Source organism: Methanobrevibacter sp. YE315, from assembly GCF_001548675.1.
GTDB lineage: Archaea > Methanobacteriota > Methanobacteria > Methanobacteriales > Methanobacteriaceae > Methanocatella.
On sequence record NZ_CP010834.1, the window covers coordinates 399302 to 417983 of the forward strand.

22 protein-coding genes are annotated in these 18682 nt (G+C 30.9%); 1 reads left to right on the forward strand and 21 read right to left on the reverse strand.

The genetic code is table 11. The annotated features are described in order from the left end of the window. Nucleotides 1–14: 14 nt before the first annotated feature. Nucleotides 15–284, forward strand: coding sequence for an elongation factor 1-beta (locus TL18_RS01705; RefSeq protein ID WP_067040443.1), 270 nt, complete (start codon nt 15–17; stop codon nt 282–284). A gap of 485 nt (nt 285–769) precedes the next feature. Here TL18_RS01705 and TL18_RS01710 read toward each other — a convergent pair whose 3' ends face one another. From TL18_RS01710 to TL18_RS11170, 21 genes are all read right to left on the reverse strand, one after another. Further along, nucleotides 770–2179, reverse strand: coding sequence for a phage terminase large subunit (locus tag TL18_RS01710; protein ID WP_067040446.1), 1410 nt, complete (start codon nt 2177–2179; stop codon nt 770–772). Beyond that, a complete protein-coding gene (locus TL18_RS01715; protein WP_067040449.1) occupies nt 2169–2981 on the reverse strand; it encodes a hypothetical protein in 813 nt (270 codons plus the stop codon). The genes TL18_RS01710 and TL18_RS01715 overlap by 11 nt, the downstream gene beginning before the upstream one ends. Before the next feature lie 9 nt (nt 2982–2990). After that, nucleotides 2991–3239, reverse strand: coding sequence for a hypothetical protein (locus TL18_RS01720; protein ID WP_067040452.1), 249 nt, complete (start codon nt 3237–3239; stop codon nt 2991–2993). A 135-nt stretch (nt 3240–3374) separates the two neighbouring features. Then, complete coding sequence (locus TL18_RS01725; RefSeq protein WP_067040455.1) at nt 3375–3572, reverse strand: hypothetical protein; 198 nt, start codon at nt 3570–3572, stop codon at nt 3375–3377. Between the two features lie 150 nt (nt 3573–3722). Further along, complete coding sequence (locus tag TL18_RS01730; RefSeq protein ID WP_067040458.1) at nt 3723–4016, reverse strand: hypothetical protein; 294 nt, start codon at nt 4014–4016, stop codon at nt 3723–3725. A gap of 5 nt (nt 4017–4021) precedes the next feature. Further along, nucleotides 4022–4162, reverse strand: coding sequence for a hypothetical protein (locus TL18_RS11065; RefSeq protein WP_197031832.1), 141 nt, complete (start codon nt 4160–4162; stop codon nt 4022–4024). Between the two features lie 4 nt (nt 4163–4166). Continuing rightward, nucleotides 4167–4340 carry a hypothetical protein gene (locus TL18_RS11070; RefSeq protein WP_197031833.1) on the reverse strand — a complete coding sequence of 58 codons (174 nt, stop codon included), beginning with the start codon at nt 4338–4340 and terminating at the stop codon, nt 4167–4169. Between the two features lie 97 nt (nt 4341–4437). Continuing rightward, nucleotides 4438–4575, reverse strand: a complete 138-nt coding sequence (locus TL18_RS11075; RefSeq protein ID WP_197031834.1) for a hypothetical protein — start codon at nt 4573–4575, stop codon at nt 4438–4440. Nucleotides 4576–4579: 4 nt separating this feature from the next. Continuing rightward, the gene (locus TL18_RS01735; RefSeq protein ID WP_067040462.1) at nt 4580–5089 is read right to left on the reverse strand and encodes a hypothetical protein; all 510 of its coding nucleotides are present in this window, start codon (nt 5087–5089) and stop codon (nt 4580–4582) included. Nucleotides 5090–5477: 388 nt separating this feature from the next. After that, complete coding sequence (locus TL18_RS01740) at nt 5478–5960, reverse strand: hypothetical protein (RefSeq protein WP_231483626.1); 483 nt, start codon at nt 5958–5960, stop codon at nt 5478–5480. Between the two features lie 204 nt (nt 5961–6164). After that, complete coding sequence (locus TL18_RS01745; RefSeq protein ID WP_067040467.1) at nt 6165–7673, reverse strand: DUF2779 domain-containing protein; 1509 nt, start codon at nt 7671–7673, stop codon at nt 6165–6167. A gap of 21 nt (nt 7674–7694) precedes the next feature. Further along, complete coding sequence (locus tag TL18_RS01750) at nt 7695–8510, reverse strand: SseB family protein (RefSeq protein WP_067040470.1); 816 nt, start codon at nt 8508–8510, stop codon at nt 7695–7697. 2 nt (nt 8511–8512) lie between these two features. Then, complete coding sequence (locus TL18_RS01755; protein WP_067040473.1) at nt 8513–9406, reverse strand: hypothetical protein; 894 nt, start codon at nt 9404–9406, stop codon at nt 8513–8515. Nucleotides 9407–9437: 31 nt separating this feature from the next. Then, the gene (locus TL18_RS01760; protein ID WP_067040476.1) at nt 9438–10556 is read right to left on the reverse strand and encodes a tetratricopeptide repeat protein; all 1119 of its coding nucleotides are present in this window, start codon (nt 10554–10556) and stop codon (nt 9438–9440) included. Nucleotides 10557–10601: 45 nt separating this feature from the next. After that, entirely contained in the window at nt 10602–12305 is a 1704-nt protein-coding gene (locus TL18_RS01765; RefSeq protein ID WP_197031835.1) for a tetratricopeptide repeat protein, read from the reverse strand. 392 nt (nt 12306–12697) lie between these two features. After that, entirely contained in the window at nt 12698–13504 is an 807-nt protein-coding gene (locus tag TL18_RS01770) for a pseudomurein-binding repeat-containing protein (RefSeq protein ID WP_231483627.1), read from the reverse strand. A gap of 143 nt (nt 13505–13647) precedes the next feature. Continuing rightward, the gene (locus TL18_RS01775; protein ID WP_067040482.1) at nt 13648–15387 is read right to left on the reverse strand and encodes a DUF262 domain-containing protein; all 1740 of its coding nucleotides are present in this window, start codon (nt 15385–15387) and stop codon (nt 13648–13650) included. 290 nt (nt 15388–15677) lie between these two features. Further along, nucleotides 15678–16073, reverse strand: coding sequence for a hypothetical protein (locus TL18_RS01780; protein WP_067040485.1), 396 nt, complete (start codon nt 16071–16073; stop codon nt 15678–15680). A gap of 111 nt (nt 16074–16184) precedes the next feature. Further along, nucleotides 16185–17111 carry a hypothetical protein gene (locus TL18_RS01785; protein WP_231483628.1) on the reverse strand — a complete coding sequence of 309 codons (927 nt, stop codon included), beginning with the start codon at nt 17109–17111 and terminating at the stop codon, nt 16185–16187. Nucleotides 17112–17124: 13 nt separating this feature from the next. Beyond that, on the reverse strand, nt 17125–18063 hold the full coding sequence (locus TL18_RS11165) for a hypothetical protein (protein WP_231483629.1): 939 nt from the start codon (nt 18061–18063) through the stop codon (nt 17125–17127). A 12-nt stretch (nt 18064–18075) separates the two neighbouring features. Further along, a complete protein-coding gene (locus tag TL18_RS11170; protein WP_231483630.1) occupies nt 18076–18579 on the reverse strand; it encodes a hypothetical protein in 504 nt (167 codons plus the stop codon). Nucleotides 18580–18682: the final 103 nt, after the last annotated feature.

Genomic DNA, 18682 nt, shown 5'->3' on the forward strand with positions numbered 1-18682 from the left:
TTGGAGGAATTAGAATGGGTGAAGTTTTAACTACTATGAAAATTATGCCAGATAGTCCTGATGTAGATTTAGAAGCTATTAAATCTACTATCGAAAGTTCCATGCCTGAAGGCGCAAGAATCCACGATATTGCAGAAGAACCAATCGCTTTTGGTTTAGTTGCTATTGTTTTACAATTCATCACTGAAGATGGTGAAGGTGGATCTGAACCTACTGAAGAAATGGTTAAAGCTATCGACGGCGTTGCTAGTATTGAAATTACTGGCGTTGGAAGATTAATGTAAAATCTTTCACTTTTTTTTATTTTTTTGGAATATATTTATATATGAGTTTACACTAATCATTATATAACTATTGTTATAAAAATAATCAATAAAATTTAGGCATGCCTAAATTTTTAGAAACATTTATATACTATAACAACTAATTTTAATACAAGTGACATATAATTTAGGTTAACCTAAATTTTTCACTTATACAAAACATATTATTAGTCAAATAATGGTTGAATTATCTCACACTTTTACTCTCACAAGTAACTATTAGAATTTTTAACCACATAAAATTTTCTAATTGAAAAAAGTGACCAAGATAATCAACAAATACAATCTCCAAAATACATACATTGTATTAAATTAGCTTTCCACAATTTTCTAATTTAATGCAAAGGAAAATCTATCTGCCAAATAATTTTCCGAAAAACACGAATTGGTGTTTAACTCTCCTCAAACTAAACACCAATTAACTCTCTCTTTTTTAAAAATATTTTTTATGTAGAATACCATTTATCAACATTAACTCTTTTAGTTTGATTCTCACTAGTTATTTTTTCATAGCCACCCGTAAATGCAACTACACAGTCATCATGAATAGCTTCATTAGGATAAGCAGTTATTTTTTCAAGGAATTCCATCGCCCATTTTTTCGTGAACCCGGCCGAATCCTTTCCAACTAAGTAAATTCCCCTCTTTTGAATATCCGCTGAAACCCTTCTTGCACGGTCAACCTTATTCTCTCTTGAGTTACCTGTTCCTGTAGCAAAGCCTCTTCTTGATAACTCATCGATAATTAATAATCCGAAGTTTTTGCCCGTGCTTCCGTCGAGTTCAATGTATTGAACATCAGACTTGTCACGAGCTGCAGTATTTAGTATCTCATTGATCAAGTTTCTTGACTCAAGCTGAAACTCATATGAGTCCAGGATGTAAATGTTACCGTTAAGATCTTTAGCCAGCATGACACCAGCAGTATAATCTGGGTCACTACCTTTCAGTCTGTCATCATTCAATACTTCAGTAGCTGCAAGATCCCAATACCTAATGACTTTAACGATTGGTATTTTCATGTATTCATCATATGAGATTATATGGAAGTCTGATTCATCGAATAGCTGACCTTTAACTGATGCATACCAGTTACCGTTCATTAACTGTTCCCTTGTTACTCTATCAAGGCCCATAAGATATTCTTCATAATCTTTTCTGTCTAAATAGATATTATCCAAATAGCTGGAGCTAATGAATCTGATTTGAGATTTGTCTTGGATGTCTTCATCAATTTTCTCAATGAATCTTTCCCTTACCCATTTGTTTCCACGCTTACCAGGATTACTGGAGCACATTAACTGTGTAGGAAGTTTGTTATCTTTCGTTTTCCTTACTCTTGACCTCATGTAAATGTATTTGAATCTTTCCAGTTGCGTAAGTTCATCTATTCCTATGAACTGATATTCCGAACCCTGATAGGTATCGAGGTCATTGATGTTTCTCAAATATCCGAAAGTTAGTGAATTTCCATTGGGAAATGTCCATGAGTGTTCGGTTCCATCCCACTTTGGTTTGATGCTTGCATTATTTTGAACTTCCTTTCGATTTAACCATTGACTTGCCTTGTGGATTAAAGCTCCTTTACGCTTCAAGTCAGATAAGGTACGTCTCAGGATGAGGGCGTGGTATTCATTGGCATCATCCTGAACATAGAACAATGCCCTCATAAGTAAACTTGTTGATTTGGAACCTCCTGCAGCACCACCAATCAGTACTTCCTTTTCAGTTGCCAATATCATTTCAGCCTGTTTTGGAAATGGAGAGAAAGGAATATATGGATTCTCATATACACACTTCTGAAGAATAGCTTTATCTTTAGCACTGAGATAGAATTCATCGTTTTCATTGTACATTGTTATCGTCTATTTGTTTTGCAAGGATTTCAATTTCATTCATAATGTCCTTTTGTGAGATTTCAATTTTTTTATCCTCTAACTCTAACACACGGTTTTTGAATAGTCTATCCATTTCATCCTTGAATAATCTGTTTTTGGCTTCAAACGCTTTAACGGATAATTCCAGATATCTGATTTTAAGTTCTGTAATGTCGATTAAATATCTGGCCAGACTTTTTTCATTGGCATTGTATCTTACTTCCTGATCCAGTTTTTCAAAGTCGATTTCAAGGCCAACTGCATTTTTAGTTATTTTATCTAAGTTTTCCAAACCTGTTTTAATGTCTGTGACTTGCTGTTGTAGAATTGTATCAATAGCTAAATCTATATTGTCCTGATGAATGTTATTGTCTGTAATTTGTTTTTGTGTGATAGCTCTGTTTGTTAATGCGTCCTTTTGTCTGGCTCTTGAGTCTTTCTCATTATCAGTTAAATTGTATTTCTTTTTGAATCTGGAGAATGTTGCTCTGCTTACTTCAAATTTGTGTTCCTCATCCAGCCATCTTCTGACGCTTTCATCTGTTGCCCCTGAAGTTTTCATTACTTGGATTTCATCTAAGAGCGTTTCCAGGAAATCTCCTTTGGTTATTTTCAATCCTGCCTTGAATTCCTTGAATGTTGTAAGTGAAACTTCACGACCATATTTTGTCGTTAACAGTTCTATGATTTCTTTGTTGCTCATTGCCTTCTTGCAGCAGTTGATGATTTCCTGTTCGTGCTGCTCTAGAAAATAGTGTATGTCTGAATTTACTCGATTCATTGTGTCCTCCTATAAATCTTTCAATTCTTTTTCAAGCTCTTGTTTTCTAGTTTCGATTAGTCTGTACTCGGTTTGTTTCATAACCTTTTGATAATTGGGATTGCTGTGTATTAGTGTTATTGTATCTTCAGCATCACCAATAGCTATTAGCATAGCTCCAAGTTCATATGCATCCTTGTGAGTAAAACTAGATTCTTCTACTATTTTTTTGAGTGTTATTTCAACTCTTGCGCTGATGTTGGTTTTTTCTGGTAACATAATAATAATTATATTATGTATTATATATAAAATTTTATTATAAAAAAAATATAAAAGTAATAATAAATATTACTTTCACAATTCAAAAATAGTTTTTCTTTTAAGAGTTATATACGTGGGATATATTTTTTGAAGCTATTCACCATCATCCATTTCGTCAAGTTCCTTTTGCAAGTCATGGATTTGCATTTCTTTGTAGAATCTTTCGAACTTGCCCACTTCGATGAGATAAGCTGAAACTTCAAGAGCATCCCTAAAGGTATAATTAGACTCTTTGATAATTTGTTTTTTATCTTCCTCCATATAGGAAGAAGTATTATTTATATTGGCCATAGCTATTACAACCTGTATATAATAATTAATATAATATATTATTATTACTTTTATATAAATTTATCATTATTGAATTTCAATATTATTATAAAAAAAGTTAAAAAAGTAAAATATTAGAAATTTGATGAGCATGATAATTCATGCTCAAAGTTAGTGGATTATATTTGAAGATAGAATTTTAACTTTATCCCCAATTTCTTCCATAATTCTTAAGTCAAATTCTTTTTCTAACTGTTTTAAATCTTCAAGAGAATCACTAGTTAATTGTACTTCCATTTCTTCAAGAGTTATAATTTCTAAATTTCGACCACCCAACTCTGAAAAGCTAGTATATAACTCAATTGTTCCAGTTTCGTATGTTTTCAATAATGCATTAATTTTAGTCTCATCTTCTTTGTTTAACGGTTTATCAATTACCACTATCTTCTTTAACATTTTTACCATCTTAATCACACCTCATAAGTCATTATATATTCACAGTTTTCACATTTGCAGTTTACAACAGTTCCATCAAATGTGAGGACTTCATTTTTAATAATCATGTTTCCGCCACATTTCGGACATTTTTCACTTGAATATTCGCCAATCATGTTATCACTCCTTATTCTCATCAAGAATAGCTTTATTTGTTGTATCAACAACAATTATAGTTTTACAGTTTTCACATTCGCATTCATATTTACTAAGTCCTAATTCTTTAATCACATTTAATTTGGCATGTCCACATTTAGGACATGGATCTCCAATAAACATTGATACTTCAATCATGTTATCAACTCCATTTATTAGTTACAATTTTTAAAATAAAAAGTTCTTGAATAAAATTTATCCAAATAGAAAAATAATCAATGATAAAAATCATTAATTAAATTATTAAACGTTTTGTTTGCATTTTAGATTTATCAGCGGATTTTGTGACAAATACTGTTTCCGGTTCAATGCCCAATGGTTGGGATGGTTGTTTCTTTGGTTTATTATTTTGTTTGGATTTATCTTCACCCACGTTATCACCTCCAAAAAGTCAGTAGTAATAAAATAAAAAATGTTACAGTCGATATTAAACCGTATTTAAAAAATTCAAAACCTATTTTTGCTTTTTTAGTTTTATCTTCTACAATTTCATGATTGTCTTCAATACATTTTTGTAAACTAACAATGTTCTTATTGATAATTAAATCTGCATCATCTTTATTTTCAATTGATGAGATAATTCCGCTCATGACAGGAGCCTCCTGAAAAGTGCTAACAAAAGTTATTGCTGAAATGAAATAGAAGATGGAAATTGCATAACAACAAATTGACATAATCTCTAAACATATCAATGCTCTTGAAGCATTAATTAATAAAATTTCCGAGGATCTATTAAAGATTTGTGGTAAAATAGTAATTTCAATAGTCAGTATTATTCCAATGAATCCTATCATTGATTTATTTTTGTTATCAACGCTACTATTTCGATTATTGACTTCATCATAGCGATGAAGAGCGAGATTTAATAATATTTCCTTTTCATCCATATTATTCACCAGTGTTTTCTTAATTTTAAATTATTTATAGTTCCTGTTAGATTTGAAATTTGGATTAAGTACTCATGTCAATCCCTCCCTTATTAGTAAGTTAGGCATTACTGGCAAGATTATAAACATAAATAGTAATGGCAACATTCTTCTAAAATTTGTATTTCAAAATTAGTCTATTAAAAAAGGTCACAACCACTAAACGTGGCGTGACCTATTAGAATAATTACAATACAATTAGAACGAAAATAGTAATAAAAAATAAATTTAGTAAAAAATAGTCTTCTTCACTATATAGGGTCATAAAATTCAAACTAATTATAATCGATTAAAAATATAAAAAATAATTATTTAAAACATTATACTACTTAAAAATAAATTAATTTAATTAATACGGCTTATAATTTTTTAATGTTCTTCTACGTTCACTTTTAATGCTTTTCAATTCTTGTTCATAATCTGGATTTCGATGAGGGCTTAGTTTAACATTACCCAATCGTTTTTCATGATAATCTGGATTCCTTCTTTGTTTCCATTTATTGTCTCTATCTTTTTCCTGTTTTCCGAACTTTTTACAATCTTTAGAACAGTATTTGTCAGCATTATTCTTTGGTTTGAAACTTTTACCACACCAAGCACATTTTTTATGCTGTAAATTATAGATAACTTTATCATAGAGATTTTTTGATTCTTTTGAATCAAAACGGATTTTATTATTTTCTTTAAGTTTATTTAAACCCCTTTTAATATCCGTGGGGCTTTTTGAATATATTCTTTGATTAAATGTTTCATTTAAATCAACCAAATATAACTTATCTTCCTTTTCTATGATTTTTATAGAAAGTAGATACAGCCATTCTTCTCTTGACATATAGTCTCTACTTGATTTGTAATTTGACATTTCAATCCTTATTTAAAATAAGTGCATATTTTCATATGTTAGATGTTTAATACTCCAACACATCCCATTAGGAGATAATATAAATCATTCCTCCATATTATCGCCATTTTTTATTTCAATATAATTTAAAGGTACTAAAAAAATAAAATTAAAGAATAAGGATTATTATTTGATTTAATCCTCGTTAGTTACTTCTTTGAATTTTTCCCATATTTTTACCATAGCATAAGTGTCAAGTTCACAATATCTGAGTAAACCTTCCCTTATCTCTTTTTGCTTTTCTGGAGTTTGTTCATTTAAAGTTAAGAATGCATTTGCAGCTTCATCACCTTTATGCACTCCAGGAAGCTTACTGTAATCCAGTTCATCATCATCTGGGAATAATGCAGGTAAGACCTTTTTGATTGAATAGGAACCTTCCATCTCTTTTGTATAATACTTCCTGCTTCTAAACGGCACCATAAAATCAACAATATTTTCATTAATCCTTTCCATTTCGTCATTTAAATCAGGATACATTTCTCCGATTTCCCTATTACGTGCAGGTTCAAAAGAGTTATTATAGATAATTACACTACCGTCTTCAGGAATGTCATTAATCATACTTTCTGCAAAATGTCTAATCATATTTTCATCATCCACTTCAGCTAGGAATTCTTTATGCTCTAAAGGAGCTCCTTCCTCTTGAATGATGTGTAATGAGTATTGGAAAGGTATTTGTTGATATGCTTTTGTTCCTTCAAATTCTGGAATCGCATATTGACAGGTTTCATAGTCAATGAAATATAATGGATAACTAAGTGAATCTAATATCTCATTTATCGCTTCTTTTTCTATTTTAGGTTCCCTGTCATGTAATTCGAAATCAATTTGTTCTACAAATCTTGGAGTGGTAAGGTCATCATCATTTTCTAAATCTTCAAAGGATATTATGCCATCATAATACTTTTCAAATTTCTTATCCTTTTTCATGAGGAATATATCGAAAACATTTGGCTTTGGCAAATCTCTTGTACAGTAATCCCAGAAAACACAAGGACTATCTGGATCAAGACAATTAACACATATATCTGTTTCCGGTTCATTATCTTTGTCTTGTGTTTCCATAAGGTTATTAATCATGTCAATATTATTTTTTACCTCATCCTGTTTTTCTAAAGCCTCAAAAGTTACATCCACAATATTAAATAATTGATTAATATCTAGTTCTTTGCCTCTAATGTAAGTGTCATTGTTTAAATAAACAATGCATACTTTTTTGACAGTTAAACCTAGATTTGATAGGACAAAGTACTGAAATGCAACATCATCTAAGTAATAAGGTTTGATTTCTGTAGCGCTTTTTACTTCATAGATTTCTACACCATCTGAATCATTTTTTAGAATATCTACACTACAAAAATTGTTATCATATGAAAATGATGCTTCTGTGATGATATTAGGTTTATCTTGCATTAACTCCTCAGTTTTTTCTATCATGACACTGAGATCTTCATTATAAGGTATGTCTTCATAATCTCCAAACAATCCTTTAGCAAGTTCACCTACTTTCTTACCATTTCCAATAATAGCTTCATTTTTGTTAATTACTGCACATTCCGGTTTATATTTCTCTAACCAAAGAATTTTTTCACATTGCACACATTTACAATACTTAGATTTTGACAACTTTATTTTATTCATGATATACACTCCTTACATATTCTATTGTTTAAACATTTCGGGATTTAATACTAATGATTCAGATGCAGGATTTATCACTAAATCTTCTTTTGCAACTTTTACTAAATCAGTGAACTGGTATGCTTGCGGATAAACATCTTCTTTGTGATTATCAAAAATCTTTTTAAACTCATCAATGTCTGTAAATAATGGAAGATGAGGTTTGTTTTCATTATTCCATATTAAAACAAAGTTTGTACCATCATCAGTGTCAACACAACCAGTAATCATTATTGATTTTAATAATTTCTCACCAAATTCATTTGCATCCTCCTGAGACAATTCTTTTCTATGTAAAAACTCCCTTAATTCATCATTTTTTATATCAGTTATTTCAAGTTTATCTTCATCATTGAATTGACTTAAGAATGCTTCTATTGGCATGTTCAAATCAAATTGAGTGAATGGATTGATTGCAATTACAGAATATTTGTCTGTTTGTTTTAGCATGTCTGCCAAATCACTCATATACATTACCATTACTGATGTACGAGCTCCTGCTTCTTTCATCATTTCCTCGCTGGTAAACAACGGTACTGCTTTTCTGCCTTCATGATCTGTTAGAAATTGAATGCTGAAACCCCTTGGACCTTCTATTTCATCACCAGGTTTTGTGTTTTCAATATCTTTAAATGCGTCAGGACCAAAATCAACCGGCAAGAATAATCTTGATTCTTTTAGTATTTCAAAAACTTCCTTTTGCATTTGGGGAGTAATGTCCTGTTTTATTAATTCTTCTAATCTGGAATTATCAACTACTGTTTCTTCTTTTAACTCTTCTAGTTTTTTATCATCCATTATTATTCCTCCTTGATTATCAATTCATCCCATACATCTCTTAATTTCACATCTTCATTTACAAACCAAAATTCACTAATTTCATCATATTCTAAATTTGTGTATATTGAAACTATCCCCCGAGTTGTTAAGTCATATTTAATAATATTATAGTTTCCATGAATATAAATAAAATTGTCTTGTTTAATTAAACTATTAACTTCAATTGAGGGGCATAGATTTGTATGTATGATTTCTAGCTGATTATTGTCAAGATTAAACCTGCATAAACCATTGTAATGTTCATTTGAATAGAAATACAAATAATTCTCATCTACATAATATCCAGAAAAATACATATCGTCACATTTAAATATAGTAGCTATTTGATATTTTCCATTTGATCTTTTAATTTCATGTAAAGCGCATTCACGACCAAATAAATGTGCTAAAGATGAAATTGCATATACTTTACAATCATATTCAAAAATATCTTCAAACGAATCTGAAAAACTATCAAAATGATACTCCTGCCCATCATCTGTAATTAATATTAAACTACCTCCCCATTCTCCTTTATCCTGACAGGTAATCAAACCTAAAGACGTATTAACCATTCTATCATAGCTTTTATTTTTAATAGTTTTGATTTTTATTTCATCATTGTCTAAAAAAAGATAGCACCTATATCCAACAGGAGATATACAATTATCTTTTCTTTGAACTACATTATCAAACATTTTCTTTAATTTTTTTAAATTGTGAACTGTTTGTACTTTACATATTGTTTCCTCTCCAGTATTTCTACCCCCTCCAAACAATCCCCCCATTGAAAATTTATCGTCATCAGCACCATAAAACTCTTCAACTTTATTAGTGAAGTTAAGTTTTGGTTCTTTAATCTCTTGTCCAAACATTATTACAGCTCCTTTAAAATTTTTTCATATATTAATAATAATCGATTTTCGGACGCTCTTTTTGTTCAAGTGGGAATCCTTTTGGTTTTTGAATCATTGGCCAGCCCACGCCACCTCTTTTGATTTCAAATTTTCCAGAGTATATTAACTCCCCATTTTCATCATAGGCATTGCCGTCGCATGGTGCATTTGGCCCATAACCTCGTGTTAAGCACCATTGTCCTTCAAAACGAAGCTGTCCTGAAGGATAATATTCTTTTCCTTGAACTATTCCTTTTATATCAAATATTCCCTCTCTAAATAAATCACCATTAGCAAAATAGGCTTTACCAAACCCGTATGGAGAATAATGAAGTGTATATCCTTCATAAACCAATTTACCATCTTCATCATGCAGCTGCCTGTGTACAATCTGGTCTCTAGGATAATAATTGACTTTATCATAGAATTTAGATTCAGAAATAATATCGTTATCCCCTACTTTATCAACTGAAATAGAATTGTAAGTTTTATCAACAACATCAATCAAAAACAATAATCCAGATTCAAAACTGCTTTTAAATCCATTCTCTTTTAAGAATTCAATTAATTTTACTTTTGATTCGTTTGAGGATATTCTCACATAATATTGTCGATATTTTACTCTTGAAGTGTATTCATTTACATACTTTTTAAATCTATCAATCCTCGCTGAGCGTTCTAAATTATCTGATTCAATTTCTAACATTCGATTGTAACATTGCCATGCATCCACATATTTTTCCAATTCTATTAGTTGATCTATTCTTAAGCTAAGACATGTCCCATATTCTCTTTTTATAAAATTGAAATCGTCTTCATCAGATATTCCTATTTTCAATATTTCCTCAAAGCATTCAACGGCTTTGCCATATTCTTCTTTATACATCAATATGTCTGCTTTAATATCAAAAAAATAAGAATTATTAGGATATAAAATTATAGCATTATTTAAAAGTGTTAATGCCTCTTCACATTCCTCCAAAAGATATAAACATCTTGCTTTATATCCCAATGCCCTTTGATTATTAAAATCCCTTTTTAAAATTTCATTGCAGGTATTTATTACTTCCGGATAGTTATTTTCACAGTATAAACTCCTACATTCATCAAGCAATTTTTCAATTTCCATTGAAACACCACCTATTCCAATCTGATTATATCAACGGCTATTATTTTAATACCATGGTTTATATTTTAAATATTCAGTATATTCCCAATCGATTAAATCTTCATTTTTACAAAGTCTTCTTATTTCATCCCTAAGTTCCATCAATGCTCTTCCAAAGAGATTTTCCTCATCGTCTGAAACATAAATCAATGGTTCATCACCAGTTTCCAGAAGCTTTTGTTTTAAGTCTCCATCCTCCATGATTTTAAAATAGCTTGCATTAAGCAAGACGGAGTATTTATAAATGTCCCAGTTTTTTTCTTCTTCTAAAGTAAATTCAACTGCATCTAGCACATCAAAATCATCTTTTTTATCACATTTTTTGAAATGTAAACATTTGGAAAGCAATAGTGCTTGTTCAATTGATTTGAAGCGGAATGTATCTGAGGTGAATTCCTTTTCATCATTTAAATTGATGAAATCATTTATTTCAATTCCATCTGAAATATTTGGATATTCTGGCTTTCCATCTTCTCTCCAGAAATAACCAAGTAGTGGATGTGGCTTGTATGGACTTTCGGAAAATCTGAAATTCCAGTATTTTGGCATTGGAAATAGCTTTCTAAATTCCTCATCATGGTGCGGTAGGTTCATTACATAATGTTCACCAGCACCCATTCTCCAACCTATTGTCCATGCTGACAATTGTGGATAAACTAACCATTCTGGGGCAGCGAATTTGCCTTCATCCAAATACTCTTTTGCACATTTCAAATCCTTAAATCCCACTAGCTTAATATATCCTTCACGTGGCTGGTCAATGTAATCTAAATATTTTAAGTGATTTATGAATGCATCAAATTCTTTATCGTCAAAACCTCTTAATTCTTTTTTAAGAGCATCAAGAGATCTAACAAAGATTGTTGAATTGTTTTTTAGTATACGAGTCAATTCTCTAATCTTATATTTGATATATTCATTTAACTTGTAATCCTCACATTCTATATGTAAACCTTCACATCCTAAGTAAAATTCATTATTACATTTTTTGCAGTGGTAATTTGTATAAAATAGAGGAATATCACAACCTCCTAAAAATACTTCTCCACGTTCAGCTTTTTCAAGTAATTTTGGATTTGGATATCCCCAAATAATTGGAAGTAGCGGCCCTCCGCAATCTGGACAGACTTCAGTATCATATTTAAATTTTATTTTGTCAATCCATAAAATGTAATATTCTCCAAGTCCCTGAGTATTTGCCTCTTTGATTTTATCAATGACCAACTCAAAATCATCAATATCTTCATTTAAACAATATTTTAAAGCTTCATCGTATTTTTCTGCTTCAATTAACAAATCGCAGATTTCAATATCTGCAGGTGCATTTTCATAGCACTCAATTGCTTTATCAATTCTGCCCAGTTTAAGTAAAGCTTTTATTTTGTTTTCAAATAGCCAATCAAAGTCTTTAATCTTTAAACCCTGCTCACAATACTTTAAAGATTTTTCATAATCTCCCAAATCATAATATACCATTGCAAGATGGTTATTGATATAATAATTGTCAGGATAAAGTTTGATTCCTTTTTCTAAAATTTCTAATGCCTTTTCAGGTTGGTTTAAAAAGCAGTAAGCTATTGATTTATAACCGATTGCGTTTTGGCTATCTGGATCTATTTTAAAAACTTCATCGCAAAGCTCTATGAGTCTTTTATAATCATGAGCAAAATATGCATCTTCACATTTATCTAATAACTCTTGTATATTCATGTTATCACCGAAATTGGAATTTTTTTCGATAATCATCTAAATCTACGTGTTTAGGTGATAGTTCTAATTAGTGTATAAAAAAATTGTATAAACTTTGTTAATAAATTGTTAGTATAATGGGGTTTATAAATTTTTCTATTAATACTAAATTTATCAGAATCATTATAAATATGTTGAGCAAATATTGTGAATATAATTTTCAATGCAACTATTAATTAAATCAAAAGCAAACATCTAAACTTAACATAATCCACTGACATTAACATTAACACAGACCATTTAATAAATCAACCTAGTTTAACTATGGGAGGCATATAAAAACATTTAAAAAAGTTAATTTAATATATGAAGCTGATTTCAATATTAAAAAATAAAAAAAGCTAACATTAACGTTAGCTACTGTACAAATCTGTGAATATCCATGATGGGTCGTATGCTATGAGATATCCATCTTCACACCAAAGAGACCTTACATTACCTGAAGTAGTATCTGCTACCGCAGCAGGATCACGATTAATCCAATTACCTCCAGTATGTTTTTTATGCTTTAATCTTAGTCTTATATGGCCTGTTCCAGATACTCTGCATTTAACGTGGACAAATTGTACATCATAACCTAAAGATTTAGCTATTCTGTAATATACTTGTCCCCAGTCCACACAATTTGAACCTTTTCCAGATTTAGCATCATTGATTGTTTTCTTGTCTGTTTTTTGCGAATTGAAGTATTTACTATATAATTCTTTCTTTGCTATAATAGCTAAAGCTTCATCAATTGTATTTCCTTTGAAGTTGAATACATTGATAAATAGCTTCATTGTGGAATCTTTGTAATCTGGAAGAGTTGACATCCTATATACAATAGCGGGAAGTCTTTTATTTGCTCTTATATAAGCTTCCGTCCTTATTGCCATATCCACATATTCAGCCTTATCGATTTTCTCTCCATTCTTTAATGTTACGTAGTTTGGAAGGAAATCCAAAGACGTATTATCTTTGATTAAAGCCATTGTATACATTGCAACTAGCTTATCGCTTCCAAGTTTTTTAGCTTTCTTTTCTATATCACTACAACTACCGTTTAATGTTAATATTTGGTAATGGTCACGTTTCTTATACTTCTTTTTGTTTTGGAGTAGCCAGTATGCTATGGAATTCATAGCTTGGCAAAAACTTGTCCAACTAATATTATCTTTCATATTATATTTTTTATATAAAATAAGTAATAAATCTATTTAATAAAGATAAAGGAATTATTGAAATTGAAGAAATAGAAATAGAAAAAAGGATGATGAAACTATTGAATATGTTAATCTAATATTATCAATAGTTTCTTAAAATCTTAGTTTTTGAGTAATTCATTGTCTTTTAGATATTCAATGAATTTCAAGATTATTTTTGTTTCACGTTGCCCAATATCAGTTTCTGTAAAATCAGTCACTGAATTTGAAAGATTAACTAATTCTTTAATAGCAGTGCCTTCTTTCTTACCTTTCTTAGTTGTGAAACCTTGATAGTATTTGATTTTATCAGAGAATCTATAATCAGAAGCTCGGATATTAATTTTCTTTTCCAGTATAGATTTGTTTCCCAAACTATCTATATTATTTGGATTTGTAAGTCCTTGTTCTATTTTCTGACGATTCCTAGCATAGATATGTTCAATCTCAATTGCTTTTTCTAAAGGCAAACATTCTTGTTCTGGTTCTTGGAATGCCCACCAAGTTAACATTGATTTTGTGATTGGTCTTTGATTTTTGAAATCGAAGCTTCTGAATTTGTTTTGTACTTGTTCTGCACTGAATAAGAACTCATCAAATGTTACTGGTTCTTTGTTAACAATATTTATCATCTCTGGGTAAACAGGAGTTCTTAATGCATTAACACCGGGATTAATAACGGCATATGCCCAGATAAATGCTGTGATTTTACTTAAGAATTTATAAAATTCTTCATCATCAAGCAATCCATCATCATCCCTATATTCCATATAATAAACGGATACAAAGTATGTCCACATTCCATTCGGCGCATAATTTAAAACATATAATCTTTTTAGAACTTCGTTAGAGAATCTTTCTATATTTTGATCATATACATCATTCCAGAAGTTAGCTAAGTCAATTAAGTTATCAAAGGTTTCATCATTTTTTAAAAGAGCATAACTGTCTTTTTCATAGAATCTACGCAATGCTTCTGTTGTGGATAATTTAATACCTTGCTTTGCTCTTTCATAGTACATATATCTTGTAAATATTTCATCCAATGCACTGCCTGATGATGGTTGGAAAATAGAATTACATAATACTTCCAAGTCTTTCCATTTTTCAATAAAGCTTTCTTTTTCACCTTTATCAGAATAATATTTGTAGAATTGTGCTTTAAAAATATCTGCATCAGACAATGGTTTTCCTCTATCATTTAAAGTGGAAAAAATTCTTAATGCAGTATCTCTAGACTCAGCTTCAATAGGTAAGAGAATACAATTCTGCATAATTCTAAGAGGGAGCAATGGAGTATAACTTACATACTCTTCTGTAAATTCTTTAATCTTATCTTGGAAGAAGTTAAAGTTTTTAGCATAACTGCTCTTTCCTTTTGATACATTACCTGTTCTTAATATTTCTGAAAACTCCTCTTTGTCATTATCAGTTGCAACTTCCGAATCAATTTTTAGTTCATCTTTAATTGCATCTCCAAATTCATCTGTTCTCCAAATGCATTGTTCAATTTGTTTTCTAGTCTTTGCAGATTTATCATCTTTCATGTTTTTGAACTTATCATAGAATGCACGAAGTAAGAGCATTAATGTAGTTAAACGTTGTTGCCCATCAATTATCTCCATATCTCCAGCATCGTTTTTAAAAGTAACAATAGGGCCCAAGAAATATTCATCACTTTCACTATCGAAGTTATCACAATTTTCTTCAGGAAATGAAAAATTGAATAAATCTTCCCATAGTGTTTGGCATTCATCTTCTCCCCATGCATAGGGCCTTTGATAATCTGGAATTAAAAATTTTGTTTTTTTAGCACTAAAAAGATCTTTAACAGTTTTTTGGTCAATATTTAGCTTTGACATATATGACCTCCAATTATTATTTATATGTTTGTTTAATGTGTTTATTTTTTCAAATTTAAAAATTTACTGTATAAACCACATTGACATTAACGATTGCAATTTCAATACCTGAAAATGTATTGCTTTCAAGAATTAAAAATTTAAAGTTTTGAATATGAATTAATTGGTATTGAATCAATACTTATTCATTTAATTAATCAACATTAACATTAACAGAAGAATTATCTGATTTAAATTTGTATTTTACCCTACGATATATGCACAAGTTTTTAAAAGTAGATTTTCAATAGCTAATGTTGGATGTCTCTGTTATGAATCCACTCACGGTGCTTTCCAATAGCTACTCTCACAATAACATCAATCAAATCAGTTTCATCTTCCTTTTTGAAATAGTAATAAGCAGGTCCTTCCAGCATCTGCCTTAAGTCATAGAATGGTTTTGGTTTGACTGCATCTGGATGCATCAGTCCGTAATTTTTGAGTAGCTTGACGTTTTCTGTTTCGTATTTCTCCAGTTTGGATTTCTGGACTTTAGTAGCTACTGTCTTTTCTTTTTTATCAAACAGTTTAGCTATTTGAGAGCTATCAATTAATATACTGGATTCTATCAATAGCAAGGTTAATTCTTTACCTTTAACTGTTAATGTGGTTGGATATGAATTTTCAGTATCAAGAATTAATTTCATTTTTATAGCCTCACGTATATAATATAGCGATTATTGCATATAAAAAATATGAGCAGAAGAAATTAGTGAAGCTTGAAACTTCACTAATATTTTAGGAGATAAAATATGGTTTTATGCTCTGAAATTACCTTTGATAATTCTGTTAGGTGCATTCATTAATACACCGACACTTGAAAGGACGAATAGCTTTGTATACATTGGCAATTCATCACGAATATCTTTTCTCATGAATTCGATTAATGGATAGAAATCATACATCTCACCGTCAGGTCCTAACGGAGCAACGGTTGTTCCAGTTGTTCTGGAGTATAGGAGTTTCATTCCGGGGTTAATGTAGTCCATACCAATGTATGTTTTGTCACCCATTTCAGAACCTCCGTCGCATACTGCTGTTCCTAAGATATCGATGTTATCAACGCCGTAATAGCTTTGGATTAATTCCACAGGTTCGACTTGACGGTTACTTGAAAATATATCAGATTTCAGAGTTGTCAATGATTTGTAGCTTACTGCCATACTGTTTAAGTTGGCATAGCTTCCAGCTGCTTCCTTGAACTTTTCCTGAGCTTTAAGGATGGTCATTCCAGTATCATCACCACTTTCAAAGTTGTAGGTAGCAACTTTACTGGAGTTCATAATCATGTCAATAGCTGCCTTTTCAATACTCCTACCAATTAGAATTCCTACGTCTTGTAACATGTCATTAACGGAGATTAAATTGGAATCTAACATTTGAGCGGAAACGTTTAAGACTCCACCGATAGTGTCGATTGAGATAGTTTCTGAGATTGGTTTTCTAACGTTTAATTCCTGAAGTGTTGCACCAGGAGCAATATCTTTGGCCTCACCAAGCACGCCGCTTTGAATGGCCTCTTCGATATTGACTCTTTGAGACATGTAAGTATAATATTGGCTGTTTTCTTGAATCTCTTGCTTTGGTAAAAGTCTGGTGAATTTCATCCACTTTGCTGAAGTATCAGCAATAATTTGTGCCATTACTTCATTTTGTACTTTCGCATCATTTCCTTTAGTTAACATTAACAATCCTCCTTTATGGCCTGCAAGTACCTTTCAAAGCAAGTCCCGGTTTATTTAATAATATTCCTACTTTACTTTGTATAAATAACTTTGTATATTGAGGTAACTCATCGTAAATATCTTTTCTCATGATTTCAATTATAGGATAGAAGTCTGCAATGTTTTCATCTGATGTAATAGGTGCAACAGTAGTTCCAGAACTTTTAGAGTATAGAACTGTTAATGGCGCATTTCTTAAATCGAAACCGATGTATTGTTTTTCACCTATTAATGATCCGCCGTCAGCTTGGGTTGTTCCTAAAAGATCAATATTGTCAATACCATAATATTCTTTAATGTCTTCAACAGGTTGCACTAACTTGTTAGAACTGTAAGCTAATTGTTTAACGTATGATAATGTTTTGTAAGACTCAGCCATTATTGTTAAATCTGCTCCCGCTCCAGCATTACCTTTAAATGCTTCCTGCGCTTTAATTACAAAGTTACCGAACGCATCCATAGTATCATCGGTTTGAGTAGTATTATATTGTGGAACGTTTGGAGAGCTTATTATTGTATCGTAAATGTTGTATTCAATACGGTTTGCAATAACGGTAGCTACATCACCTAATAAATCTTCAAATGAAACAATGTCACTATCAAAGACATCTTTGTTAACATTGAGGACACCTCCAACAGTATCAATGCTGATAGTATCGGTTACTGGTTTTCTGATGTTTAACTCTTGAAGGCTTGCACCAGGAGCAATGTCTTTTGCTTCTCCGAGCAATCCTTTTTTAATAGCTTCATCAAGATTGATGTTTTGTCTGAAATATGTGTAGTAATCGGAATTCTCTTTGATTTCTTGTTTAGGAAACAATCTAGCTAACTTCAATCTTTTTGCGGTTTCATCAGTAATAGTTTGAGCTATTACCTCATTTTGAACTTTGGTATTATTTCCTTTTGTAATCATTAATTATCACCTTTAAGTTTGGCCAGTTTCACCGGTTGCACCGATGTCATATGGTCTGAATACTTCGATGTATTTGTAATCGTCTGAACTTGTTACCGGATGCATTGCAATATATTCTCCCTCATCGGATTTGATGGCTCCTGTGCTGGTTAAAGCTATTCTGTTGTTGACTGCAATGTTTGAAATTCCACTGGCTAATTTCAATCTGAACAAATGACCTAATACAAGAATTGCTGTTTTTCTTTTTCCCCCAGTCATTGTAACCGGATCGTTGACTGCAATTCCTAAGATGATTTCACCTTCAGCAGCAGTATATTTCTTAACGGTTGGTTTTCCGATATCTGAATTAGCTGATAATGTTACAACATCGTCTGTCTTGATTTTGTTTCCTGCGTATTCGTAACCTGGAGTTTCTCCAGTAGGAGTTGTTACGGTGGTTGCAGTGATAGCACCTTCATCTAATAAGAATGTAGTGACTTCTTTTCTTTCTTCAAGTAAAACAATTGAATCTGGCATAAATGTCCTCCACTTAATTTATTATATAATTTATTATTTATAATATATAAAGATTTATATATAATAGCTACTTTTTTAAAAATATAGTGGAGATTAACCTTAA